The organism is Tepidimonas sediminis (assembly GCF_007556605.1).
Taxonomy (GTDB): Bacteria; Pseudomonadota; Gammaproteobacteria; order Burkholderiales; family Burkholderiaceae_C; genus Tepidimonas; species Tepidimonas sediminis.
Genome location: NZ_VJND01000003.1, coordinates 227,841 through 250,016, shown reverse-complemented (window position 1 = coordinate 250,016; position 22,176 = coordinate 227,841). Strand labels below are relative to the sequence as shown.

21 protein-coding genes and 1 tRNA gene are annotated in these 22,176 nt (G+C 69.2%); all 22 read right to left on the bottom strand.

The genetic code is table 11. The features are described from left to right. The coding region (nuoN, locus tag Tsedi_RS04420; protein WP_143893958.1) for an NADH-quinone oxidoreductase subunit NuoN at nucleotides 1-1,227 on the bottom strand (1,227 nt) is incomplete at its 3' end. A 44-nt stretch (nucleotides 1,228-1,271) separates the two neighbouring features. Then, a complete protein-coding gene (locus tag Tsedi_RS04415) occupies nucleotides 1,272-2,747 on the bottom strand; it encodes an NADH-quinone oxidoreductase subunit M (RefSeq protein ID WP_143893956.1) in 1,476 nt (491 codons plus the stop codon). A gap of 13 nt (nucleotides 2,748-2,760) precedes the next feature. Further along, nucleotides 2,761-4,791 carry an NADH-quinone oxidoreductase subunit L gene (gene nuoL / locus Tsedi_RS04410; protein ID WP_246099177.1) on the bottom strand — a complete coding sequence of 677 codons (2,031 nt, stop codon included), beginning with the start codon at nucleotides 4,789-4,791 and terminating at the stop codon, nucleotides 2,761-2,763. A gap of 38 nt (nucleotides 4,792-4,829) precedes the next feature. Beyond that, complete coding sequence (nuoK, locus tag Tsedi_RS04405) at nucleotides 4,830-5,150, bottom strand: NADH-quinone oxidoreductase subunit NuoK (protein WP_143893954.1); 321 nt, start codon at nucleotides 5,148-5,150, stop codon at nucleotides 4,830-4,832. Continuing rightward, entirely contained in the window at nucleotides 5,147-5,791 is a 645-nt protein-coding gene (locus Tsedi_RS04400; RefSeq protein WP_143893952.1) for an NADH-quinone oxidoreductase subunit J, read from the bottom strand. The genes nuoK and Tsedi_RS04400 overlap by 4 nt, the downstream gene beginning before the upstream one ends. 30 nt (nucleotides 5,792-5,821) lie before the next feature. Continuing rightward, the gene (gene nuoI, locus Tsedi_RS04395) at nucleotides 5,822-6,331 is read right to left on the bottom strand and encodes an NADH-quinone oxidoreductase subunit NuoI (RefSeq protein WP_143893950.1); all 510 of its coding nucleotides are present in this window, start codon (nucleotides 6,329-6,331) and stop codon (nucleotides 5,822-5,824) included. Between the two features lie 14 nt (nucleotides 6,332-6,345). Further along, nucleotides 6,346-7,428 (bottom strand): NADH-quinone oxidoreductase subunit NuoH, encoded by a 1,083-nt coding sequence (nuoH, locus tag Tsedi_RS04390; protein WP_143893948.1) that lies wholly within the window; start codon nucleotides 7,426-7,428, stop codon nucleotides 6,346-6,348. Beyond that, entirely contained in the window at nucleotides 7,425-9,572 is a 2,148-nt protein-coding gene (gene nuoG, locus Tsedi_RS04385; RefSeq protein ID WP_143893947.1) for an NADH-quinone oxidoreductase subunit NuoG, read from the bottom strand. Before nuoG ends, nuoH begins: the two co-directional genes overlap by 4 nt. 13 nt (nucleotides 9,573-9,585) lie before the next feature. After that, nucleotides 9,586-10,938 (bottom strand): NADH-quinone oxidoreductase subunit NuoF, encoded by a 1,353-nt coding sequence (nuoF, locus tag Tsedi_RS04380; protein ID WP_143893945.1) that lies wholly within the window; start codon nucleotides 10,936-10,938, stop codon nucleotides 9,586-9,588. Further along, nucleotides 10,935-11,468 (bottom strand): NADH-quinone oxidoreductase subunit NuoE, encoded by a 534-nt coding sequence (nuoE, locus tag Tsedi_RS04375; protein ID WP_143893943.1) that lies wholly within the window; start codon nucleotides 11,466-11,468, stop codon nucleotides 10,935-10,937. The genes nuoF and nuoE overlap by 4 nt, the downstream gene beginning before the upstream one ends. Continuing rightward, entirely contained in the window at nucleotides 11,465-12,718 is a 1,254-nt protein-coding gene (locus Tsedi_RS04370) for an NADH-quinone oxidoreductase subunit D (protein ID WP_143893941.1), read from the bottom strand. Before Tsedi_RS04370 ends, nuoE begins: the two co-directional genes overlap by 4 nt. 34 nt (nucleotides 12,719-12,752) lie before the next feature. Continuing rightward, nucleotides 12,753-13,391, bottom strand: coding sequence for an NADH-quinone oxidoreductase subunit C (locus Tsedi_RS04365; protein ID WP_143894009.1), 639 nt, complete (start codon nucleotides 13,389-13,391; stop codon nucleotides 12,753-12,755). A gap of 37 nt (nucleotides 13,392-13,428) precedes the next feature. Beyond that, nucleotides 13,429-13,908: a NuoB/complex I 20 kDa subunit family protein gene (locus Tsedi_RS04360; RefSeq protein ID WP_143889092.1), complete on the bottom strand. Its 480-nt coding sequence runs from the start codon at nucleotides 13,906-13,908 to the stop codon at nucleotides 13,429-13,431. Nucleotides 13,909-13,963: 55 nt separating this feature from the next. Then, nucleotides 13,964-14,323: an NADH-quinone oxidoreductase subunit A gene (locus Tsedi_RS04355; protein ID WP_143893939.1), complete on the bottom strand. Its 360-nt coding sequence runs from the start codon at nucleotides 14,321-14,323 to the stop codon at nucleotides 13,964-13,966. Between the two features lie 48 nt (nucleotides 14,324-14,371). Further along, a tRNA-Leu gene (locus Tsedi_RS04350) sits at nucleotides 14,372-14,456 on the bottom strand. 147 nt (nucleotides 14,457-14,603) lie between these two features. Then, nucleotides 14,604-14,957 carry a preprotein translocase subunit SecG gene (secG, locus tag Tsedi_RS04345; protein WP_143893937.1) on the bottom strand — a complete coding sequence of 118 codons (354 nt, stop codon included), beginning with the start codon at nucleotides 14,955-14,957 and terminating at the stop codon, nucleotides 14,604-14,606. Nucleotides 14,958-15,061: 104 nt separating this feature from the next. Then, nucleotides 15,062-15,826, bottom strand: a complete 765-nt coding sequence (tpiA, locus tag Tsedi_RS04340) for a triose-phosphate isomerase (protein WP_143893935.1) — start codon at nucleotides 15,824-15,826, stop codon at nucleotides 15,062-15,064. A gap of 2 nt (nucleotides 15,827-15,828) precedes the next feature. Continuing rightward, entirely contained in the window at nucleotides 15,829-16,830 is a 1,002-nt protein-coding gene (locus Tsedi_RS04335) for an NAD(P)H-quinone oxidoreductase (protein ID WP_185970578.1), read from the bottom strand. A 46-nt stretch (nucleotides 16,831-16,876) separates the two neighbouring features. Then, nucleotides 16,877-19,003 (bottom strand): polyribonucleotide nucleotidyltransferase, encoded by a 2,127-nt coding sequence (gene pnp, locus Tsedi_RS04330; RefSeq protein WP_143893931.1) that lies wholly within the window; start codon nucleotides 19,001-19,003, stop codon nucleotides 16,877-16,879. Between the two features lie 220 nt (nucleotides 19,004-19,223). Next, complete coding sequence (gene rpsO, locus Tsedi_RS04325; RefSeq protein ID WP_143893929.1) at nucleotides 19,224-19,490, bottom strand: 30S ribosomal protein S15; 267 nt, start codon at nucleotides 19,488-19,490, stop codon at nucleotides 19,224-19,226. Between the two features lie 96 nt (nucleotides 19,491-19,586). Beyond that, the gene (locus tag Tsedi_RS04320; RefSeq protein WP_143894007.1) at nucleotides 19,587-20,852 is read right to left on the bottom strand and encodes a branched-chain amino acid ABC transporter substrate-binding protein; all 1,266 of its coding nucleotides are present in this window, start codon (nucleotides 20,850-20,852) and stop codon (nucleotides 19,587-19,589) included. Between the two features lie 267 nt (nucleotides 20,853-21,119). Further along, complete coding sequence (gene tsaD / locus Tsedi_RS04315; protein ID WP_143893927.1) at nucleotides 21,120-22,175, bottom strand: tRNA (adenosine(37)-N6)-threonylcarbamoyltransferase complex transferase subunit TsaD; 1,056 nt, start codon at nucleotides 22,173-22,175, stop codon at nucleotides 21,120-21,122. Nucleotide 22,176: the final 1 nt, after the last annotated feature.

Below are 22,176 nucleotides of genomic sequence, written 5' to 3'. Positions count from 1 at the left end.
CAGCAGCGCCTGCAGCACCGCCAGCTTGGCGTAGAACCCCACCAGCGGCGGAATCCCCGCCAGCGACAGCAGGCACGCCGCCATCACCCCGGCGTACAGCGGACTGCGCTGGTTCAGCCCCGCGAAGTCCTCCAGCTCCTCCGACTCGAAGCCGGCGCGCGTCAGCAGCAGCATCACGCCGAAGGTGGCCAGCGTCGTCAGCACGTAGGTGACGACGTAGAACATCGCCGCGCCCCAGGCCTCGCCCGCGTGCCCACCACCGGCGATGCCGCCCACCAGCGCCAGCAGCATGAAGCCCATCTGCGCGATGGTGGAAAACGCCAGCATCCGCTTGACGTTGCGCTGCGCCACCGCGGCCAGGTTGCCCACCAGCAGCGACAGCACGGCCAGCGTCGCCAGCATGGACTCCCAGTCGGCCGCCGCGCCCGGCAGCGCCTCGGCCAGCAGCCGCACCAGAATCGCGAACGCCGCGAGCTTGGGCGCGCCGCCGATCAGCACCGTGATCGCGGTGGGGGCGCCATGGTAGATGTCGGGCACCCACATGTGGAACGGCACCACGCCGAGCTTGAACGCCAGCCCGGCCACCACGAACACCACCCCGAGCGTGAGCACCATCGGCTCGCGCACGCCGGCCGCCACCGCCTGCGCCACCGTGGGCACGAGCAGGCTGCCGGTGGCGCCGTAGATCAGCGACAGGCCGTAGAGCAGGAAGCCGCTGGCCAGCGCGCCCAGGACGAAGTACTTCATCGCCGCCTCGGTGGCGCGCGCGTCGTCGCGTCGCAGCGCCACCAGCGCGTAGCTCGACAGCGTCAGCAGCTCCAGCCCCAGGTAGATGACCAGGAAATGGTGTCCGCTGATCATCACGAACATGCCCAGCAGCGCAAACATCGACAGCGTGAACAGCTCGCCGCCGCGCAGCATGTCGCGCGCGCCGGCGTACGGACGCGCGTACACCAGCGTCACCATCAGCGCCAAGGTGGCGAAGCACTTGAGCCACGCCCCCATCGGGTCGCTGACGATCATGCCGCCAAAGCCGATCAGGGTCTGGCCACTGAGGGCCAGGTAACCCTCCAGCGCGGCCACCACCCCCAGCGTCAGCTGCGTCAGGCGGTAGGTGGAATCACGCAGCGGTGAGTCGACGAACAGGTCGTACAGGGCGATCACGCACGCCATCGCCAGCAGCAGCAGCTCCGGCGTGGCGGTGGCCCAACTGACGGCATCGATCATCGGCAGGTCGCTTTCTTGTCAGACGAAACGGTTGCGAGGGATGCTCAGCCCAGCTTGGAGACGGCCACGTGCTTGAGCAGCTGCTGCACCGCTGGCTCCATCGCGTCGGTGAACGGCTTGGGGTGGATGCCGAGGTACAGCACCATGATGGCCAGCAGCAGCAGGATCAGGTATTCGCGCGCGCTGATGTCCTTGAGGGCCTTGACGTGCTCGTGCACCGGCGCGCCAAGGTAGACACGCTTGAACATCCACAGCGAGTACGCCGCCCCCAGAATCAGCGAGGTGGCCGCCAGCAGGCCGATCCAGAAGTTCTCGCGCACCGCGGCCAGGATCACCATCCACTCGCCGACGAAGCCCGCCGTGCCGGGCAGGCCGGCGTTGGCCATCACGAACAGCGCCGCAAACGCCGCAAACGCCGGCATCGTCGCCACCACGCCGCCGTAGTCCTTGATCTCGCGCGAGTGCACGCGGTCGTAGAGCACGCCGATGCACAGGAACATCGCCGCCGACACGAAGCCGTGCGCGATCATCTGCACCAGGCCGCCGCTGACGCCCAGGTCGTTGAACAGGAAGAAGCCCAGCGTCACGAAGCCCATGTGCGCCACCGACGAGTAGGCCACGAGCTTCTTCATGTCCTGCTGCACCAGCGCCACCAGGCCGACGTAGATCACCGCCACCAGCGACAGGCCGATGATCAACGGCGCCCACTGATGCGCGGCATCGGGCGTGATCGGCAGCGAGAAGCGCAGGAAGCCGTAGGCGCCGAGCTTGAGCATGATGGCCGCCAGCACCGCCGAGCCGCCGGTGGGCGCCTCGACGTGCACGTCCGGCAGCCAGGTGTGCACCGGCCACATCGGCACCTTGACCGCGAACGCCGCCAAGAACGCGAAGAACAGCGCCGTCTGCACGCCCGCCGGCAGCGGCAGCGTCCACCACGCCGCCAGGTCGAAGCTGCCGCCCGAGACGTTGTAAAGGTAGATCAGCGCCACCAGCATCAACAGCGAGCCCAGCAGCGTGTAGAGGAAGAACTTGAAGGCGGCGTAGATCTTGTTCGGGCCGCCCCAGATGCCGATGATGATGTACATCGGGATGAGCGTGGCCTCGAAGAAGATGTAGAACAGCATCGCGTCCAGCGCCGCGAACACGCCGATCATCAGGCCCGAGAGGATCAGGAACGCGCCCATGTACTGGTTGACGCGCTCGGTGATCACCTCCCAGCCGGCCAGCACGACGATGACCGTGATGAACGCGGTCAGCGGCACCAGCCAGAGCGAAATCCCGTCCACCCCGAGGTGGTAGTGGACATTGAAGCGCTCGATCCAGGGCGCCTTCTCGACGAACTGCATCGCGGCGGAGGAGGCATCGAAGCCCGTCACCAGCGGAACCGTGACCGCCAACCCCAGCAGCGCCCCCACCAGCGCGAGCCAGCGCACCGCGCGCGCGTGCTCGTCGCGCCCCAGCGCCAACAGCACCGTCCCGAAAGCGATCGGCGTCCAGATCGCCAGACTCAGCAGACCCATGCGTGCGTTCTCCTCAGCGGGCGAGCCAGACGTAGGTGGTCATCAGCGCCACGACACCGACGATCATCACGAAGGCGTAGTGGTACAGGAAGCCGGTTTGCAGTCGGCGCACCAAGGCGGCCAGCGCGCCGACGACCTTCCAGCTCAGGTTGACCACGCCGGTCTCGATGAGGCCGCGGTCGCCCCCCTTCCACAGTCCAACCCCAATGCCGCGCGCCGCGCGCGCGATCACGTTCTCGTTGATCCAGTCCATGTAGTACTTGTTTTCCAGCACCACCACCAGCGGCCGCAGCGCCTGGGCGATCCGCCCGGGCAGGTCGGGGCGCACCATGTACAGGTACCACGCCGACACCGCCCCGGCCAGCGCCAGGTAGAACGGCGGCGTGCTGAAGGCGTGCAGCGCCATCGCCAGCGGGCCGTGGAAGGCTTGCGCGAACCTGGCCATCGCCGGGTGCTGGTCGGCGTGCACCTCGATCGAGGCGGCCAGGAACTCGCCGAACAGCATCGGCTGGATGGTCAGGAAGCCGATCACCACCGACGGCACCGCCAGCAGCAGCAGCGGCGCGGTCACCACCCACGGTGACTCGTGCGGCTTGCCGTCGACGTGGTCGTCGTGATCCCCGTGGTGGCCGTGGTGCGCGTCCGGGTTCTGGTCGTAGCGCTCGGCGCCGTGGAAGACCAGGAAGTACACCCGGAACGAGTAGAACGCGGTCACGAACACCCCGGCCAGCACCGCGGCGTACGCGAAGCCCGAGGCCGGCAGGTTGCTGAAGTGCACCGCCTCGATGATCGCGTCCTTGGAGTAGAAGCCCGAGAACAGCGGCGTGCCGACCAGCGCCAGCGTGCCCAGCAGGAAGGTGATCCAGGTGATCGGCATGTACTTGCGCACGCCGCCCATCCAGCGGATGTCCTGGTTGTGGTGCATGCCGATGATGACCGAGCCGGCCGCCAGGAACAGCAGCGCCTTGAAGAACGCGTGCGTCATCAGGTGGAACACCGCCACCGAGTAGGCCGACGCGCCCAGCGCCACCGTCATGTAGCCCAGCTGCGACAGCGTCGAGTACGCCACCACGCGCTTGATGTCGTTCTGGATGATGCCCAGGAACCCCATGAACAGCGCGGTGATGGCGCCGATGACGAGAATGAAGTTCAGCGCCGCATCCGACAGCTCGTAGATCGGCGACATGCGCGCGACCATGAAGATGCCGGCCGTCACCATCGTCGCGGCGTGGATCAGCGCCGAGATCGGGGTCGGGCCTTCCATCGAGTCCGGCAGCCAGACGTGCAGCGGGAACTGCGCGCTCTTGCCCATCGCGCCGATGAACAGGCAGATGCCGATCACCGTCACCAGCATCGCCTCCTGCCCGAAGACGTACCACGGGAACTCGATCGTGGCGAGCTTGTCGGCCTGGTCGAAGATCTCGTTGTAGTTCAGCGTGCCGGTGTAGGCCGCCAGCAGCCCGATGCCGAGGATGAAGCCAAAGTCGCCGACCCGGTTGACGAGGAACGCCTTCATGTTGGCGAAGATCGCCGTCGGCTTGTGGAACCAGAAGCCGATCAGCAGGTACGACACCAGGCCCACCGCCTCCCAGCCGAAGAACAGCTGCAGCAGGTTGTTGCTCATGACCAGCATGAGCATCGAGAAGGTGAACAGCGAGATGTAGGCGAAGAAGCGGTTGTAGCCGGGGTCGTCCTCCATGTAGCCGATGGTGTAGATGTGCACCATCAGCGACACGAAGGTGACCACGCACATCATCATCGCGGTCAGCCCGTCGACCAGGAAGCCGACCTCCATCTTGAGGCCGCCGATCACCATCCACTCGTAGATCGTCTGGTCGAAGTAGGCGCCGTCGAGCGCGACGCGCTTGAGCGTGATGGCCGACAGGATGAACGACACCAGCACGCCCAGGATGGTCAGGCTGTGCGACCAGCGCCGGCCGATCCAGTTGCCGCCCAGACGGGTGCCGAGGATGCCGGCGGCGGCGGCGCCGGCGAGCGGCGCCAGCGGCACGGCCAGCAGCATGCTTGCGGATAGGGTCGTCATGGTCTCTCGGGGGATCGGTGGGGTTGCGGGGGTGGCCCTCAACCCTTGAGGGTGTCGAGCGTCTCGACGTCGATCGAGGACTTGTTGCGGAACAGCAGCACCAGGATCGCCAAGCCAATCGCCGACTCGGCTGCCGCCACGGTCAGGATGAAGAACACGAACACCTGCCCGTGCAGATCGCCCAGGTAGTGCGCAAACGCGACGAAGTTGATGTTGACGGCCAGCAGCATCAGCTCGATGGCCATCAGCAGCACGATCAGGTTCTTGCGGTTGAGGAAGATGCCGACCACCGACAGCGCGAACAGGATCGCGCCGACCGCGAGAAAATGGCCGACCCCCAGACTGCCCAGCGTGCTCATGCGCCCTCCTCCTGCTTCGGGGCCGCAGCGGCCACGCGCGCCGGCGGCACCGACAGCACGCGCAGCCGCTGCGTCGCCTTCACGCGCACCTGCAGCCCCGGATCGATGGTCTTGGTGTCCTTGCGGCCGCGCAGCGTCAGGGCGATCGCCGCCACCATCGCCACCAGCAGGATCACGGCGGCGACCTGCACCGGGTACAGGTACGCGCTGAACAACAGCCGGCCCAGCTCGGCGGTGTTGTGGTGATCGGGCGCGTGCATCGCGCGCATGGCCACCGTCGCGTCGGCGGTGGCGGTCGGGAACCCGGCCCAGACCACCGCGATCAACTCGACGCTGACCACCGCGCCCAGGATCAGCGCCAGCGGCAGGTGGCGCCAGAAGCCGGCGCGCATCGCGTCGACGTTGATGTCGAGCATCATGACGACGAACAGGAACAGCACCATCACCGCGCCGAGGTAGACCAGCACCAGCGCGATGCCGAGGAACTCGGCCTTCAGCAGCAGCCACAGCGCCGCCGCCTGCGAGAAGGCCAGCATCAGGTACAGCACCGCGTGCACCGGGTTGCGCGCCGTGATGACGCGCAGCGCCGCCAACAGCAGCACCGCCGAAAAGACGTAGAAGAATCCTGCGACGAAATCCATGATCGTTCGGGCCCGGGGGCGGCTCCTCGTTCAGCGGTACTTGGCGTCGGCCGCCTTGGCCGCGGCGATCTCTTTCTCATACCGGTCGCCGACCGCCAGCAGCATCTCCTTGGTGAAGTACAGGTCGCCGCGCTTCTCGCCGTGATATTCGAAGATGTGCGTCTCGACGATGGCGTCGACCGGGCAGGCCTCCTCGCAGAAGCCGCAGAAGATGCACTTGGTCAGGTCGATGTCGTAGCGCGTGGTGCGGCGCGTGCCGTCCTCGCGCTGCGCCGACTCGATCGTGATGGCCATGGCGGGGCAGACCGCCTCGCACAGTTTGCAGGCGATGCAGCGCTCCTCGCCATTGGGGTAGCGGCGCTGCGCGTGCAGGCCGCGGAAGCGCGGCGACAGCGGCGTCTTCTCCTCCGGATACTGCAGCGTGACTTTGGGCCGCAGCGCGTAGCGGCCGGTCAGGGCCATGCCCTTGAACAGCTCCAGCAGCAGGAAGCTCTTGAAGAAATCCTTCAGCGAGAAGGGCGCGACGGCGGTGGCGGACATGCGGCGTGCCTCCTTCACTTCCACGGATTCCACGGCGTCTGCATCACCGCGCCGACCAGCAGCAACCAGATCAGCGTCACCGGGATGAAGATCTTCCAGCCCAGGCGCATGATCTGGTCGTAGCGGAAGCGCGGGAAGGTGGCGCGGATCCAGATGAACATCGAGACGACGATGGCGGTCTTCAGACCCAGCCACACCCAGCCGGGGATGGCGTTGAAGAGCTCGCTGTCGATCGGCGGCAGCCAGCCGCCCAGGAACATCAGCACCGCCAGGATCGACACCAGCCACATGCTGGCGTACTCCGCGAGGAAGAAGATCGCGAAGCCCATGCCGGAGTACTCGACCATGTGGCCGGCCACGATCTCGGCCTCGCCCTCGACGACGTCGAACGGATGGCGGTTGGTCTCGGCCACCGCCGAGATCAGGTAGACCATGAAGATGGGCAGCAGCGGCAGCCAGTTCCACGACAGGAAGTTCAGCCCCATGTCGGCCGCCATGCCGCGCGACTGCGAGGCGACGATCTCCGACAGGTTCAGGCTGCCGGCGGTCATCACGACGACGAGGAAGCAGAAGCCGATCGCGATCTCGTAGCTGACCATCTGCGCCGAGGCGCGCAGCGCGCCGAGGAAGGCGTACTTGGAGTTGGAGGCCCAGCCGGCGATGATGACGCCGTAGACCTCGATCGACGTGATGGCCAGGATCACCAGCAGCCCGGCGTTGACGTTGGCCAGCACGACGTCGGGCCCGAACGGCACCGCCACCCACGCTGCCAGCGCCGGCATGATGGCCAGCACCGGCCCCAGCCGGAACAGCCCGCCGTTGGCCGCGGTGGGCCGGATCAGCTCCTTGGTCAGGAGCTTGAGCGCGTCGGCGATCGGCTGCAGCAGCCCGAACGGCCCGACGCGGTTGGGACCCAGGCGAACCTGCATGAAACCGAGCAGCCTCCGCTCCCACCACGTCAGGTAGGCCACCAGCAGCATCAGTGGCGCCAGCAGCACCGTGATCTTGAGCAGGATCCAGACGACGGGCCAGCCGGCCTGGGTCCACCAGGCGGCGTCGCTCAGCCCCAGCCCTCCTTGGTAAATGGCGTCGATCATGCGCTCACTCCTTGCGCGGCCTCAGCGCGCGCGGCGCGTGCATCGGCCGTGGCCTGCAGTGCCGGCGCCCGCCGCACCAGCGCATCCAGCTGGTAAATGGACGCCACGCAGGGTACGCGGCCGGCCGGCGTGAGGTCGACCACCGCGGCGGTGGCGTTGTCCAGCCGTTCGGCGGGCACGAAGCCGCCGTCGGCCACCCCCGGCAGCGCGGCGGCCAGCACCTGCTGCGAGGTCTCGTACTCGAAGCCGGGCAACTGCAGCAGGTTGCCCAGCACGCGCAGCACCTTCCACGCCGGCCGCGTCTCGGCAAGCGGCTTGACCACCGCCTGGAAGCTCTGCAGGCGACCCTCGGCGTTGACGAACGAACCGGACGTTTCGGTGAACGGTGCCACCGGCAGCAGCACGTCGCTGATGTCGAGGTTGGTCTTGAACGGGCTCAGCGTCACCACCAGCTCGGCCTGGCGCAGCGCGGCGCCGTCACCGGCGGTGTCGGCGCCCGGCTCCACGCCGAGCAGCAGCACGGCCTTCAACGTCCCTTCCAGCATGCGCTGCGCATCGAGCCCGCCCTCGCCCGGCAGCGCGCCGACCAGCTGCGCGCCCACGGTGTTGGCCGCCTCGGTCAGGTAGCCCCAGCGCGCGCCGGTCTGCTGGGCGATCCACTGCGCCAACGCCAGCAGACTGGCGGCGCGCTCATGGTGCGCCGCCGCGTTGCCCAGCAACACGGCCTTGTGCTGGCCGCCCAGCAGCGAACGGGCGATGGCGCGCGCGGTGTCGTCGGCCGCCACGGCCTCGGTGCCGAGCGGGCGTGCCACGCCGCGCTCCTCGGCCAGCGCCACCGCCACGCGCGCCAGCGCCTCCACCCAGTGCGTGGCCGGCGCCTGCAGCACCGCGTGCAGCGGCATCGCCCAGTCGTGCCGCTGCGCCACCAGCGCCGAGACCTGCGCGCCCTTGCGGGCCGCCTGGCGGATGCGCTGCGCGAACAGCGGGTGATCCTTGCGCAGGTTGGAACCGATGACGAAGGCCCGCTCCAGCTGGGACAGCTCGGCGATCGGCAGCCCCAGCCAGCGCGCCCGGCCAGCCGGTGCCGCGTTGTCGAAGGCATGGCTGCGCAACCGGTGGTCGAGGTTGGGGCTGCCGAGCCCCGCCATCAGCGCGCGCGCCAAGGCCAGTTCCTCGACAGTGGCGTGCGGGCTGGCCAGCAGCCCGATCGCGCCGGCGCCGTGGCGCTCGCGCACGCCCTGCAGACCATTGGCCACGAACTCCAGCGCGTTCTTCCAGTCCACCGCATGCCATTGACCGCCCTGCTTGACCATCGGCCGGGTCAGCCGATCCGGACCGTTGAGCGCCTCGTAGCTGAAGCGGTCGCGGTCGGCGATCCAGCACTCGTTGACGGCCTCGTTCTCGTACGGCACCACGCGCAGCACCCGGTCACCCTTGACCTGCACGATCAGGTTGGCGCCGGTGGAATCGTGCGGGCTGATGCTCCTGCGCCGCGCCAGCTCCCACGTGCGCGCGGCGTAGCGGAACGGCTTGCTGGTCAGCGCCCCGACCGGGCACAGGTCGATCATGTTGCCCGACAGCTCCGAATCGACCGTGGCCCCAACGAAGGTCTCGATCTCGGAGTGCTCGCCGCGGTGGCTCATGCCGAGCTCCATCACGCCGGCGATCTCCTGCCCGAAGCGCACGCAGCGGGTGCAGTGGATGCAGCGGCTCATCTCCTCCATCGAGATGAGCGGCCCGACGTTCTTGTGGAAGACGACGCGCTTTTCCTCCTCGTAGCGCGAGCGCGTGCCGCCGTACCCCACCGCCAGATCCTGCAGCTGGCACTCCCCACCCTGATCACAGATCGGGCAGTCCAGCGGGTGGTTGATGAGCAAAAACTCCATCACCGCCTTCTGCGCCCTGATGGCCTTGTCGCTCTTGGTGCGCACGACCATGCCCATGGTCACCGGCGTGGCGCAGGCCGGCATCGGCTTGGGCGCCTTTTCGATGTCGACCAGGCACATGCGGCAGTTGGCCGCGATGGACAGCTTCTTGTGGTAGCAGAAGTGCGGGATGTAGACGCCGGCCTTCTCGGCCGCATGCATGACCATGCTGCCGGGCGGCACCGCCACCTTCTGGCCGTCGATCTCGATTTCCACCATGGCGGGGCTTCCCTCAGACATAGGCCGGGACCATGCAGGTCTTGTGCTCGACGTGGTACTCGAATTCGTGGCGGAAATGCTTGATCATCCCGCGCACCGGCATGGCCGCCGCATCGCCCAGCGCACAGATCGTGCGGCCCATGATGTTTTCCGCGACGCTGTCGAGCAGCTCCAGATCCTGCGGCCGCCCCAGCCCGCGCTCGATGCGGTCGACGACGCGCCACAGCCAGCCGGTGCCCTCACGGCACGGCGTGCACTGGCCGCACGACTCATGCATGTAGAAGTAGCTGAGCCGCTGCAGCGACTTGACCATGCAGCGCGTCTCGTCCATGACGATGACGGCGCCGGAGCCCAGCATCGAGCCGGCCTTGGCGATGGCGTCGTAGTCCATCGTCAGGTCCATCATGATCTCGGCCGGCAGCACCGGCGCCGAGGAGCCGCCGGGGATCACGGCCTTGAGCTTGCGCCCGCCGCGCACGCCGCCGGCGAGCTCCAGAAGCTTGGCAAACGGCGTGCCCAGCGGAATCTCGTAGTTGCCGGGACGCTCGACGTCGCCGCTGACCGAGAAGATCTTGGTGCCGCCGTTGTTGGGCTTGCCGACCTCGAGGTAGGCCTGGCCGCCGTGGCGGATGATCCACGGCACCGCGGCGAACGTCTCGGTGTTGTTGATGGTGGTCGGCTTGCCGTACAGGCCGAAGCTCGCCGGAAACGGCGGCTTGAAGCGCGGCTGCCCCTTCTTGCCCTCCAGGGACTCCAGCAGCGCCGTCTCCTCGCCGCAGATGTAGGCGCCGAAGCCGTGGTGGGCGTGCAGCTGGAAGCTGAAGCCGCTGCCGAGGATGTTCTCGCCCAGGTAGCCGGCCGCGCGCGCTTCCTCCAGCGCCTCCTGGAAGCGTTCGTAGACCTGGAAGATCTCGCCGTGGATGTAGTTGTAGCCGACCGAGGCGCCGATCGCGTAGGCGGCGATCAGCATGCCCTCGATGACGATGTGCGGGTTGTGCATCAGGATGTCGCGGTCCTTGCACGTGCCCGGCTCGCCTTCGTCGGAATTGCACACCAGGTACTTCTGCCCGGGGAACTGGCGCGGCATGAAGCTCCACTTGAGGCCCGTGGGGAACCCCGCGCCGCCGCGGCCGCGCAGGGCGCTGGCCTTGACCTCGGCGATGACCTCATCCGGCGTCATGCCCGGCCCGCCGTCCTTGCCGAGCACCTTGCGCAGCGCCTGGTAGCCGCCGCGGGCCTCGTAGTCCTTGAGCCGCCAGTTGGTACCGTCGAGCCCGGCGTAGATCTGCGGCTGGATGTGGCGACCGTGGAAGCAGGTCTGCACCCCGGTGGCCTGAAACTGCTTCAGCAATGCCTCGACCTTCATGCCCGCTCCTCCGCGGCGGCTGCGCGCAGCCCCTCGATCAACTGGTCCAGGCGCTCCGGCGTCATGAAACTGCACATGTGCCGGTCGTTGACCAGCAGCACCGGCGCATCGGCGCACGCGCCCAGGCACTCCGACGGCTGCAGCGTGAAGCACCCATCGGCCGTCGTGCCGCCCGGCTGCACCCCCAGCTTTTCGGCCAGCAGCTGCAGCGTGCGGGCCCCGTCGCGCAGCGCGCAGGGCAGGTTGGTGCAGACGTTGAGCTTGAAGCGGCCCACCGGCTGCTGGTTGTACATGTTGTAGAAGGTGGTGACCTCGTGCACCGCCATCGGCGCCATGCCGAGGTAGTCGGCCACCGCAAGCTCCGCCGCGGGGCTGACCCAGCCCTGCTCCTGCTGGATGATGGCCAGGCACGCCATCACCGCCGACTGCTTCTGGTCCGGCGGGTACTTGGCCACCTCGCGCGCGAAGCGCTGCCGGGTCGCCTCCGACAGCGGCATCGGCTCGACGGAACGGGTTGCGTCGGTGCTCATCGGTCGATCTCTCCAAACACGATGTCCAGCGTGCCGATGATGGCCACCGCATCGGCCAGCATGTGCCCGCGCGCCAGCTCGTTGAGCGAGGACAGGTGGGCAAAGCCCGGGGCGCGGATCTTGAGCCGGTAGGGCTTGTTGGCGCCGTCGCTGATGAGGTAGATGCCGAACTCGCCCTTGGGATGCTCCACCGCCGCGTACGCCTCGCCCGGCGGCACATGGAAGCCCTCGGTGAACAGCTTGAAGTGGTGGATGAGGGCCTCCATGTCGGCCTTCATCGCCTCGCGCTTCGGCGGCGCGACCTTCAGGTTGTCGGTGATCACCGGGCCGGGGTTGGCGCGCAGCCAGTCCACGCACTGCTTGATGATGCGGTTGGACTGGCGCATCTCCTCCATGCGCACCAGGTAGCGGTCGTAGGTGTCGCCGTTGGTGCCGACGGGGATGTCGAACTCCAGCCGGTCGTAGACCTCGTAGGGCTGCTTCTTGCGCAGGTCCCAGGCCACGCCCGAGCCGCGCAGCATCGGACCGGTCATGCCCAGCGCCAGTGCCTGCTCGGGCGAGACCACGCCGATGCCGACCGTGCGCTGCTTCCAGATGCGGTTGTCGGTCAGCAGCGTGTGGTATTCGTCCAGGTACTTGGGAAAACGCTGCGTGAAGTCGTCGATGAAGTCCAGCAGCGAGCCCTGGCGGTTGCGGTTGAGCGCTTCGGTGGCGCGGGCGCTGCGCACCCGGCTGGGCTTGTGCTGCGGCATCGTGTCGGGCAGGTCGCGGTAGACCCCCCCGGGGCGGAAGTAGGCCGCGTGCATGCGCGCGCCCGAGACCGCCTCGTACATGTCGAACAGATCCTCGCGCTCGCGGAAGCAGTACAGCAGGATCGTGGAGCTGCCGCAGTCGTTGCCGTGCGAGCCCAGCCACATCAGGTGGTTGAGCAGGCGCGTGATCTCGGCGAACATCACGCGGATGTACTGCGCGCGGATCGGCACCTCGATGCCGAGCAGCTTCTCGATCGCCAGGCAGTAGGCGTGCTCGTTGCACATCATCGAGACGTAGTCCAGCCGGTCCATGTATGGCAGCGACTGGATGTACGTCTTGTGCTCCGCGAGCTTCTCGGTGGCGCGGTGCAGCAGGCCGATGTGCGGGTCGGCGCGCTGCACCACCTCGCCGTCGAGCTCCAGCACCAGGCGCAGCACGCCGTGCGCGGCCGGGTGCTGCGGGCCGAAGTTGAGGGTGTAGTTCTTGATCTCTGCCATGTCCGATCCACCTCGGGCGCCACCGGCGCGCCGGTCAGTGCAGCCCCCCGTAGGCGTCCTCGCGGATGATGCGCGGCGTGATTTCGCGCGGCTCGATCGTCACCGGCTCGTAGACCACGCGGCGCCGCTCGGGGTCGTAGCGCATCTCGACGTGGCCCGACAGCGGAAAATCCTTGCGGAACGGATGGCCGATGAAGCCGTAGTCGGTCAGGATGCGGCGCAGGTCCGGATGACCCTCGAAGACGATGCCGAACAGGTCGAAGGCCTCGCGCTCGTACCAGTTGACCGAGGGCCAGACGTCGATGACGGAGTCGATCACCGGAAAATCATCGTCCGGACAGAAGGTGCGCACGCGCACGCGCTGGTTCAGCGACACCGACAACAGGTGCGCCACCACCGCGAAGCGCGGCCCCTCCCACACCCCGTTGCCGTACGTCGAATAGTCCACGCCGCACAGATCGATGAGCTGCTCGAAGCGGCACCCCTCGGCGTCGCGCAGGCGGCGCATCGCCTCGTGGTAGCGCGCCGCCGGCACTTCCACCGTGACCTCGCCGCGCTGCAGCGTCACGCGCGCCTCGCAATCCTGCAGCGCCGCCTGCACCGCGTCGCGCACCGTCTCCGGCGCGGGCCGCTCGGTCTGCTGCGCCAGCGCCGCCCAGCGTCCAGCCTCCATGCTCGCCGTCATCCCATGCCCCTCCTGCTCGCCCCCCTCAGACGCGCGCGATGGTCTGCGTGCGCCGGATCTTGTGCTGCAGCTGGATGATCCCGTACAGCAGCGCCTCGGCGGTGGGCGGGCAGCCCGGCACGTAGACGTCCACCGGCACGATGCGGTCGCAGCCCCGCACCACGCTGTAGCTGTAGTGGTAGTAGCCGCCGCCGTTGGCGCACGAGCCCATGCTGATCACCCAGCGCGGCTCGGCCATCTGGTCATACACCTTGCGCAGCGCGGGGGCCATCTTGTTGCACAGCGTGCCGGCCACGATCATCAGGTCGGACTGCCGCGGGCTGGCGCGGAACACCTCGGCGCCGAAGCGCGCGATGTCGTAGCGCGCGGTGGCCGCGTGCATCATCTCGACGGCGCAGCACGCCAGACCGAACGTCATCGGCCACAACGAGCCGGTCTTGGCCCAGTTCACCACCGCGTCGTAGCTGGTGGTGAGGAAGCCCTGCTTGAACACACCCTCGATCATGCGTCAGCTCCTGGCCGGCCGGCGCCGGCGGTGCATGCGGCCGCGCAGCGGGCACTCACTCCCAGTCCAGCGCGCCCTTCTTCCACTCGTAGACGAAGCCCACCACCAGGATCGTCAGGAACATGACCCCGGCCCAGAAGCCGGTGGCGCCGATGTCGGCGAAGGCCACCGCCCACGGAATCAGGAAGGCGATCTCGAGATCGAACAGGATGAACAGAATGGCCACGAGGTAATAGCGCACATCGAACTTCATGCGCGCATCCTCGAAAGCCTCGAAGCCGCACTCGTACGGAGAATTTTTCTCCGGGTCGGGGCGATTCGGACCCAGCAGGTAACCAAATACCTGTGGGAGTACTCCGACCGCAAAGCCCACGAGAAGGAACAGGAGTACGGGCAGATACTGCTCGAGGCTCACGGTCGTCTCCGCAAAAAGGCGCCCTGCAGGCGCCTGTCATGATGTGGTTGGTGCCGACGGCGAGACTCGAACTCGCACAGCTTTCGCCACTACCCCCTCAAGATAGCGTGTCTACCAATTCCACCACGTCGGCTGGGGCAGCATCGCCGAGGGCCGGATCTGGCTGTACCTCACCGGCAGGTTCTCGTCCTCGACGACGGATGGCTGCATTGTACCCGGAAACGGGGCGATTTCCGCCCCACCCCGGTGCGCGCGTGGGCATGGGGCGCACCGGATGCGGTCATTTGCCCGGGATCTGTGCCGCGCCGCCGTCGGCGCCGGCCGGGGCGGCCGGCGCCGCGGGGGCGGCGGGCAGCGTCTCCAGCACGCTGCCGGCGGCGGCCGGCGCGCTGGGGCGCTGGTAGCCGAGGAAGGCCAGCGCCAGCGTGGAGGCGAGGAACACCGTGGCCAGCACCGCCGTGCTGCGCGACAGGAAGTTGGCGCCGCCGCTGGCACCGAACAGACTGGCGGAGGCACCCCCGCCGAACGCCGCGCCGGCGTCCGCCCCCTTGCCGTGCTGCATCAGCACCAGACCGATCATCGCCAGCGCCGACAGCACCTGCACGATCACCAGCAACGTATGCAAGACATTCATCGTTCACCTTTCCGGAGTGACATCACCCAATCTTCGCGCGCCAGGGCCGCCATGGACGGATTCCCACCGTCCAGCCCCCGGCGCGCCGTCGACGTCGCGCGCCTTCAGCCGGCCGCCGCGACGATGCGCAGAAATTCGTCGGCCTTCAGCGAGGCGCCGCCGATCAGGCCACCGTCGATGTCGGGCTGGGCCAGCAGCGCCGCGGCGTTGCCGGCGTTCATGCTGCCGCCGTAGAGGATGCGCACGCGCCGCTGCCCCGCCACGGCCGCGCGCAGCTGCGCGCGCAGCACCGCGTGCACCGCCTGCGCCTGCTCAGGCGTGGCGGTGCGTCCGGTGCCGATGGCCCACACCGGCTCGTAGGCCACGACGATCTCGCCGACACAGTGCCCCAGGGCGTGGATCACCGCCGCCAGCTGGCGCTTGACGACGAGCTCGGTCTCGCCGGCGTCGCGCTGCGCCTCGGTCTCGCCGACGCAGACGATCGGCGTGATGCCGGCGGCCAGCGCGCGCTGCGCCTTGGCCGCCACCACCTCGTCGGTCTCGCCGTGGTACTGGCGCCGCTCGGAGTGACCGACGATGACGTAGCGGCAGCCGAAGTCGCGCAGCATCGCCGCGCTGACCTCGCCGGTGAAGGCGCCGCGCTCGTGCGCGGAGACGTCCTGCGCACCCCAGGCCACCGGGCCGCCCTGGCACAGCGCCTGCACCTGCGCCAGGTACGGCGCCGGCACGCACACCGCCACGTCGGCCGCCGGCTCGGCCGGCAGCCCGGCCAGCACGGCGCGCAGCAGCGCCTCGTTGGCCTCCAGGCTGCCGTTCATCTTCCAGTTGCCCGCAATCAGCTTGCGCGTCACGAAAGCGTCCTCCAGCATGTTCAGGACGGCGGCGCCGTCCAGTCCAGGATGATCTTGCCGACGTGCGTGTCGGCCTCCATCAGCGCGTGCGCCTGCGCGGCCTGGGAGGCCGGCAGCACCCGGTGCACCACCGGGCGGATGGCGCCACGCTCGATCAGCGGCCAGACGTGGTGGTGCAGCTCGCGCGCGATCGCCGCCTTGAACGCCACCGGCCGCGGCCGCAAGGTCGAGCCGGTGATCGTCAGGCGCCGGCGCAGCACCTGACCGGCATCGAGCCGCGCCTCGGTGCCCCCCTGCACGGCGATGATGACCAGCCGGCCATCGTCGGCCAGGCAGCCGATCTCGCGCTCGACGTACGGCCCGGCCACCATGTCGAGAATGACGTCGGCCCCCCGCCCCAGCGTCAGCCGCAGCACCTCGGCGGCGAAGTCCTGCTCGCGATACAGGATCGCGTGCTCGGCACCCAGCCGCAGGCAGGCGGCGGCCTTGTCTCGGCTGCCGACGGTGACGATGACGCGCGCGCCGAAGGCGCGCGCCATCTGGATCGCCGTCACGCCGATGCCGCTGGCGCCGCCATGCACGAGCAGCGTTTCGCCGGCCTGCAGGCGGCCGCGGTCGAACACGTTGCTCCAGACGGTGAAGAACGTCTCGGGGATGCCGGCGGCCTCGACGTCGCTCCAGCCGCGCGGCACCGGCAGCACCTGTCCCACCGGGGCGACGCAGTACTCGGCGTAGCCGCCGCCGGCCAGCAGCGCGCAGACGCGCTGACCGATGCGCAGCCCGGCGGCCTCCATGGCCTCGACGTCGCCGCTTTCGATGACGCCGGCCACCTCCAGCCCTGGCAGATCGGAGGCCCCCGGCGGGGGCGGATAGGCACCGCGGCGCTGCAGCACGTCGGGCCGGTTGACGCCGCTGGCGCTGACGCGAATCAGGACCTCGCCGCCGCGCGGCTCGGGCCGTGGACGCTGCACCATGCGCAGCGCCTCCGGTCCGCCCGGCGCGCTGATCTCGATCGCGTTCATCAAGTGAGCCATCCACGTCCTCCGTGCGCCGACGCGGCGCTGCGCGTCACTGCTGCTGTTGCTGCTGGGCACCCTGCGTGCCGGGCTCCAGCAGCGCGCGCATCGACAGCTTGATGCGCCCCTTGTCGTCGGTCTCGATGACCTTGACCTTGACGATCTGGCCTTCCTTGAGGAAGTCGCTGACCTTCTCGACACGCTGGTTGGCGATCTGGCTGATGTGCAGCAGGCCGTCCTTGCCGGGCAGGATGTTGACCAGCGCGCCGAAATCCAGGATCTTGGTCACCGGGCCTTCGTACACCTGGCCGACCTCGACCTCGGCGGTCAGCTCCTCGATGCGCTTGCGCGCCAGCGCGGCGCGGTCGGCGTCGGTGGAGGCGATCGTGATCGTGCCGTCCTCGGCGATGTCGATCGTCGTGCCGGTCTCCTCGGTGATGGCGCGGATGGTGGCGCCGCCCTTGCCGATGACGTCGCGGATGCGCTCGGGGTTGATCTTCATCGTGTACAGACGCGGCGCGTAGACCGAGATGTCCTCGCGCGCCCCGGCGATGGCCTCCTGCATCTTGGCCAGGATGTGCAGCCGCGCCTCCTTGGCCTGCGCCAGCGCCACCTGCATGATCTCCTTGGTGATGCCCTGGATCTTGATGTCCATCTGCAGCGCCGTCACGCCCTGCGTCGTGCCGGCCACCTTGAAGTCCATGTCGCCCAGGTGGTCCTCGTCACCGAGGATGTCGGTCAGCACCGCGAATTTGTTGCCCTCCTTGATCAGGCCCATCGCGATGCCGGCCACGTGCGCCTTCATCGGCACGCCGGCATCCATCAGCGCCAGGCAGCCGCCGCAGACGGTGGCCATCGACGAGGAGCCGTTGGACTCGGTGACCTCGGAGACGACGCGGATGGTGTAAGGGAACTCGTCCTTGCTCGGCAGGCACGCCACCAGCGCGCGCTTGGCCAGACGGCCGTGGCCGATCTCGCGCCGCTTCGGTGCGCCGACACGCCCCGTCTCGCCGGTGGCGAACGGCGGCATGTTGTAGTGCAGCATGAAGCGATCCTGGTATTCACCCGACAGCGCATCGATGATCTGCGCGTCGCGCTCGGTGCCCAGGGTGGCAATCACCAGCGCCTGCGTCTCGCCGCGGGTGAACAGTGCCGAGCCGTGCGTGCGCGGCAGCACGCCGGTGCGGATCTCGATCGGACGCACGGTGCGCGTGTCGCGGCCGTCGATGCGCGGCTCGCCGTTGAGGATCTGCTGGCGCACGATGCGCGCCTCGATGTCGAACAGCAGGCCGTCGACCTTGACCTCGTCGAACGCGATGCCCTGCTCCGTCAAGCCGGCCTTCACCGCCGCATACGCCTCGCGCAGGGCTTGCGTGCGCGCCTGCTTGTTGCGGATCTGGTAGGCCGCGCGCAGGCGCGCCTCGCCCAGCTCGCTGACCTTGGCGATGAGGGCCTCGTCGCGCGGCGGCGGCTGCCAGTCCCAGGCCGGCTTGCCAGCCACGTGCACCAGATCGTGGATGGCCTCGATGACGACCTTGCCCTGCTCGTGACCGAACACCACCGCCCCGAGCATCACCTCCTCGGGCAGCTGGTCGGCCTCCGACTCCACCATCAGCACGGCCGCCTCGGTGCCGGCCACCACCAGGTCAAGGCGCGAGTTGGCGCGCTCGGCCGGGCCGGGGTTGAGCACGTACTCGCCGTTGATGTAGCCGACGCGCGCCGCACCGATCGGGCCGTTGAACGGGATGCCGCTGATGGCCAGCGCCGCGCTGGAGGCAATCAGCGCCGGGATGTCGGCGTCCACGTCCGGATTGAGCGACAGCGTGTGGACGACGATCTGCACCTCGTTGAAGAAGCCGTCCGGAAACAGCGGCCGGATCGGACGGTCGATCAGGCGGCTGGTCAGCGTCTCGTACTCGCTCGGACGACCCTCGCGCTTGAAGAAGCTGCCCGGGATCTTGCCGGCGGCGTAGGCCTTCTCGACGTAATCGACCGTCAGCGGAAAGAAGTCCTGGCCGGGCTTGGGCTCAGGGCGCGCGACGACGGTGGCCAGCACGACGGTGCCGTCCATGTCGAGCAGCACGGCGCCGGTGGCCTGCCGGGCGATCTCGCCGGTCTCCATCGTGACCGTGTGACGGCCCCACTGGAAGGTCTTGGTGTGTTTCTGGAACAGGCTCATGGGTTCACTCCTGGGGTTGGGGTCGCCCGCTCAGAACACGATGCCATTCCAGCGCCGGCCGCCGTGCGGCGGGCCTTGGAATGACACAGCTTCGCTCTGGGCGGCGACGACGGGAAAGGGTCCGCATGGCAAACGGCGCCCAGGGCCTGCGATGACCCGGGGCGCCGGCAGGGGACTGGCGGGCAGCACACCCGTGCGGATCGTGCGACGGCCTACTCGCTCACTTGCGCAGGCCGAGCTTCTTGATCAGCGCGACGTAGCGGTCGGCGTCCTTGGCCTTGAGGTAGTCCAGCAGCTTGCGCCGGCGGCTGACCAGCTTGAGCAGCCCGCGGCGGCCGTGGTGGTCCTTGGGATGCGCCTTGAAGTGCGGGGTGAGGTCGTTGATGCGCGCCGTCAGCAGCGCCACCTGCACCTCGGGGCTGCCGGTGTCACGCTCGCCGCGCGCATGCTCGGCGACGACCTTGGCCTTGATGTCGGATGTGATCATGAAAACGACTCCGGAAAAACTTGCGACGGGCGGCAGCCGGACTGCCTGTCCGGCCACGTGCCCGCGTGCATCCCGCACCATGCGGGAGGTCCGCGATTATACCGGGGCCGGCGCGGTGGCGTCCGGGCGCACCATGCGGCAGGTGTGCGGCTGCTCGGCCGCGGCGGCCTCGATGCGCTGCAGCACCCGAAAGCCGTAGCCCGAGCCCTCGACATCGAATGGCACGCCCGGCGCACCCTGACGCTCCATCACGGCCACCATCAGCGGTTGCTGCGCCTGGTGGTCCTCGGCGCGCATGCGCAGCCGCTGCCCCGCCAGCGTCACGTCGGCCTGCTCCAGCGCGCGCGCCAGCGCCACCGCCGGCGGGAGTCCGCCCGGCCCGCCGGTGCCGGCCGCGCGCGCGGCGCGCGTCAGCGCCTGCGCCAGCGCCTCGATCATCAGCTGCATGCGCAGGTGGATGTAGTCTTCGGCCGGATTCGGGAAGCGCTGGCGGAACGCCTCCACCAGCCGGCGCGATGCTTCCCCCGGGGCGTTGGGGAACCAGTCCGCCACCGCGATCACCTTGCCGACGCCGGCCTCGCCGATCGCCGCCGGCGCCCCCAGCGCGTTGCCATAGAACGTGTAGAACTTGCCCTCGTAGCCCAGCTCGCGGGCGGCACGCACCAGCAGCGTCAGGTCGTTGCCCCAGTTGCCGGTGATGACGGCCTGCGCGCCGCTGGCCTTGATCTTGGTCACGTACGGGATGAAGTCCTTGATGCGCGCCAGCGGATGCAGCTCTTCGCCGGCGATGCGCACGTCCGGGCGCTGCAGCGCCAGCTGGCGGCGTGCCTCGCGCAGCACGGCCTGGCCGAAGCTGTAGTCCTGCCCGATCAGGTAGACGCTCTTGACCCCTGCGTCCTGCCGCAGCACTTCCATGAGCGCGGCCATGCGCATGTCGGCGTGCGCGTCGAAGCGGAAGTGCCAGAAGCTGCAGCGCTCATTGGTCAACACCGGGTCGACTGCCGAGTAGTTCAGGAACACCACCTGGCGCTGCGGCTCGCGCTCGTTGTGGCGGTTGATCGCCTCGATCAGCGCCGCCGCCACGGCCGAGGAGTTGCCCTGCGCGACCACGGTGATGCCGTCATCCAGCGCCGACTGCAGCGCCGAGAGCGCCTCCTGCGGCTGGCCCTTGCTGTCGAAGCGCACGATCTGCAGCGGCCGGCGCACCTCGCCGCCCATGTCCACGCCGCCGCGCGCATTGACGCGCTCGCACGCCCAGACCAGGTTGCGCAACACCGCCTCGCCGGCGTTGCCGACCGGGCCCGACAGCGCCTCGATCAGCGCCACGCGCACCGGCGCGGCGCCACGCGCCCGCACCGCCATGGGGGGCAGCGCCAGCGCGGCCGCCCCGCCCAGCAGGCGGAGCAGCGCACTGCGCCGGGAAGGGGAAGGACAGGGATCGAAGGTGGGTCGGGTCATGCCTGCTCCATCGTCATCGGAATCGCGATGGCCGACATTGTAGCGCTGTCGTAATTCATAATTACGACAGCGTACACCCCACCGTACAAAGCGGTTGCCGCGGACGCAGACCGCCATGGCCCCCGCATCGAGCGGCGACCTCCGCTGGCCCCTCCCGCACGGCCACACCGCTCAGCCCCCTGCCGCCACCGGCAGCGCCACTTCCTCCAGCGGCCAGCGCGGCCGCACGTCGAAGGCCAGCCCCTCGCCCTGCGGCGGCCAGCCCCCGGCCTGCCAGCGCATCGCCGCCGCCAGCGCGATCATCGCGCCGTTGTCGGTGCACAGCGCCGGCTCGGGGTAGTGCACGCGCCAGCCGTGGCGTGCGCACGCCTCGTCCAGCTGCGCGCGCAGGCGACGGTTGGCCCCGACGCCGCCGGCCACCACCAGCCGCTTCAGCCCGGTGGCGCGCAGGGCCGCCAGCGCCTTGTGCACGAGCACGTCGACGATGGCAGCCTGGGTGGCGGCGGCCAGGTCGGCCTTGCGCGCCTCCAGCTCGGCCCCGAGCCGGCGCACCTGCGTCAGCACCGCGGTCTTGAGGCCGGCGAACGAGAAGTCCAGGTCGCCGCTGTGCATGAGCGGCCGCGGCAGCGCGAAGGCCGCCGCATCGCCCTGCTCGGCCAGCCGCGCCAGCGCCGGCCCGCCCGGATACCCCAGCCCCAGCAGCTTGGCCGACTTGTCGAACGCTTCGCCGGCGGCGTCGTCGATGGTCTCGCCGAGCAGCGCGTAGCGCCCGACGCCGTCGACGCGCATCAGCTGCGTGTGCCCGCCCGAGACCAGCAGCGCGACGAACGGAAACGCCGGGGGGTCGGCGCTGAGAAAGGGCGACAGCAGGTGCCCTTCCAGATGGTGCACGCCCAGCGCGGGCACGCCCAGCGCGCAGGCCAGCGCCGTGGCCAGCCCCGCGCCCACGAGCAGCGCCCCCGCCAGCCCGGGGCCGCGCGTGTAGGCCACCGCCTGCACCTCGTGCAGCGCCACGCCGGCCTGCGCCAGCGCCTCGCGCAGCAGCGGCAGCAGACGGCGGATGTGGTCGCGGCTGGCCAGCTCCGGCACCACACCGCCGTAGTCGCGGTGCATCGCGACCTGGCTGTGCAGCGCCGCCCCCAGCAGCCGCGGCACACCGTCGCGCTCGGCATGCACCAGCGCCACCCCGGTCTCGTCGCACGACGACTCGATGCCCAGCAACAACATG

Excerpts from the sequence above, each read along its gene's own strand:
- Tsedi_RS04415 (WP_143893956.1), bottom strand. The coding sequence starts at position 2,747 with ATGGGTCTGCTGAGTCTGGCGATCTGGACGCCGATCGCTTTCGGGACG.
- nuoL (WP_246099177.1), bottom strand. The coding sequence starts at position 4,791 with ATGACGACCCTATCCGCAAGCATGCTGCTGGCCGTGCCGCTGGCGCCG.
- nuoK (WP_143893954.1), bottom strand. The coding sequence starts at position 5,150 with ATGAGCACGCTGGGCAGTCTGGGGGTCGGCCATTTTCTCGCGGTCGGC.
- Tsedi_RS04400 (WP_143893952.1), bottom strand. The coding sequence starts at position 5,791 with ATGGATTTCGTCGCAGGATTCTTCTACGTCTTTTCGGCGGTGCTGCTG.
- nuoI (WP_143893950.1), bottom strand. The coding sequence starts at position 6,331 with ATGTCCGCCACCGCCGTCGCGCCCTTCTCGCTGAAGGATTTCTTCAAG.
- nuoH (WP_143893948.1), bottom strand. The coding sequence starts at position 7,428 with ATGATCGACGCCATTTACCAAGGAGGGCTGGGGCTGAGCGACGCCGCC.
- nuoG (WP_143893947.1), bottom strand. The coding sequence starts at position 9,572 with ATGGTGGAAATCGAGATCGACGGCCAGAAGGTGGCGGTGCCGCCCGGC.
- nuoF (WP_143893945.1), bottom strand. The coding sequence starts at position 10,938 with ATGAAGGTCGAGGCATTGCTGAAGCAGTTTCAGGCCACCGGGGTGCAG.
- nuoE (WP_143893943.1), bottom strand. The coding sequence starts at position 11,468 with ATGAGCACCGACGCAACCCGTTCCGTCGAGCCGATGCCGCTGTCGGAG.
- Tsedi_RS04370 (WP_143893941.1), bottom strand. The coding sequence starts at position 12,718 with ATGGCAGAGATCAAGAACTACACCCTCAACTTCGGCCCGCAGCACCCG.
- Tsedi_RS04365 (WP_143894009.1), bottom strand. The coding sequence starts at position 13,391 with ATGGAGGCTGGACGCTGGGCGGCGCTGGCGCAGCAGACCGAGCGGCCC.
- Tsedi_RS04360 (WP_143889092.1), bottom strand. The coding sequence starts at position 13,908 with ATGATCGAGGGTGTGTTCAAGCAGGGCTTCCTCACCACCAGCTACGAC.
- secG (WP_143893937.1), bottom strand. The coding sequence starts at position 14,957 with ATGAATGTCTTGCATACGTTGCTGGTGATCGTGCAGGTGCTGTCGGCG.
- tpiA (WP_143893935.1), bottom strand. The coding sequence starts at position 15,826 with ATGCTGGAGGACGCTTTCGTGACGCGCAAGCTGATTGCGGGCAACTGG.
- Tsedi_RS04335 (WP_185970578.1), bottom strand. The coding sequence starts at position 16,830 with ATGAACGCGATCGAGATCAGCGCGCCGGGCGGACCGGAGGCGCTGCGC.
- pnp (WP_143893931.1), bottom strand. The coding sequence starts at position 19,003 with ATGAGCCTGTTCCAGAAACACACCAAGACCTTCCAGTGGGGCCGTCAC.
- rpsO (WP_143893929.1), bottom strand. The coding sequence starts at position 19,490 with ATGATCACATCCGACATCAAGGCCAAGGTCGTCGCCGAGCATGCGCGC.
- Tsedi_RS04320 (WP_143894007.1), bottom strand. The coding sequence starts at position 20,852 with ATGGCGGTGCGGGCGCGTGGCGCCGCGCCGGTGCGCGTGGCGCTGATC.
- tsaD (WP_143893927.1), bottom strand. The coding sequence starts at position 22,175 with ATGTTGTTGCTGGGCATCGAGTCGTCGTGCGACGAGACCGGGGTGGCG.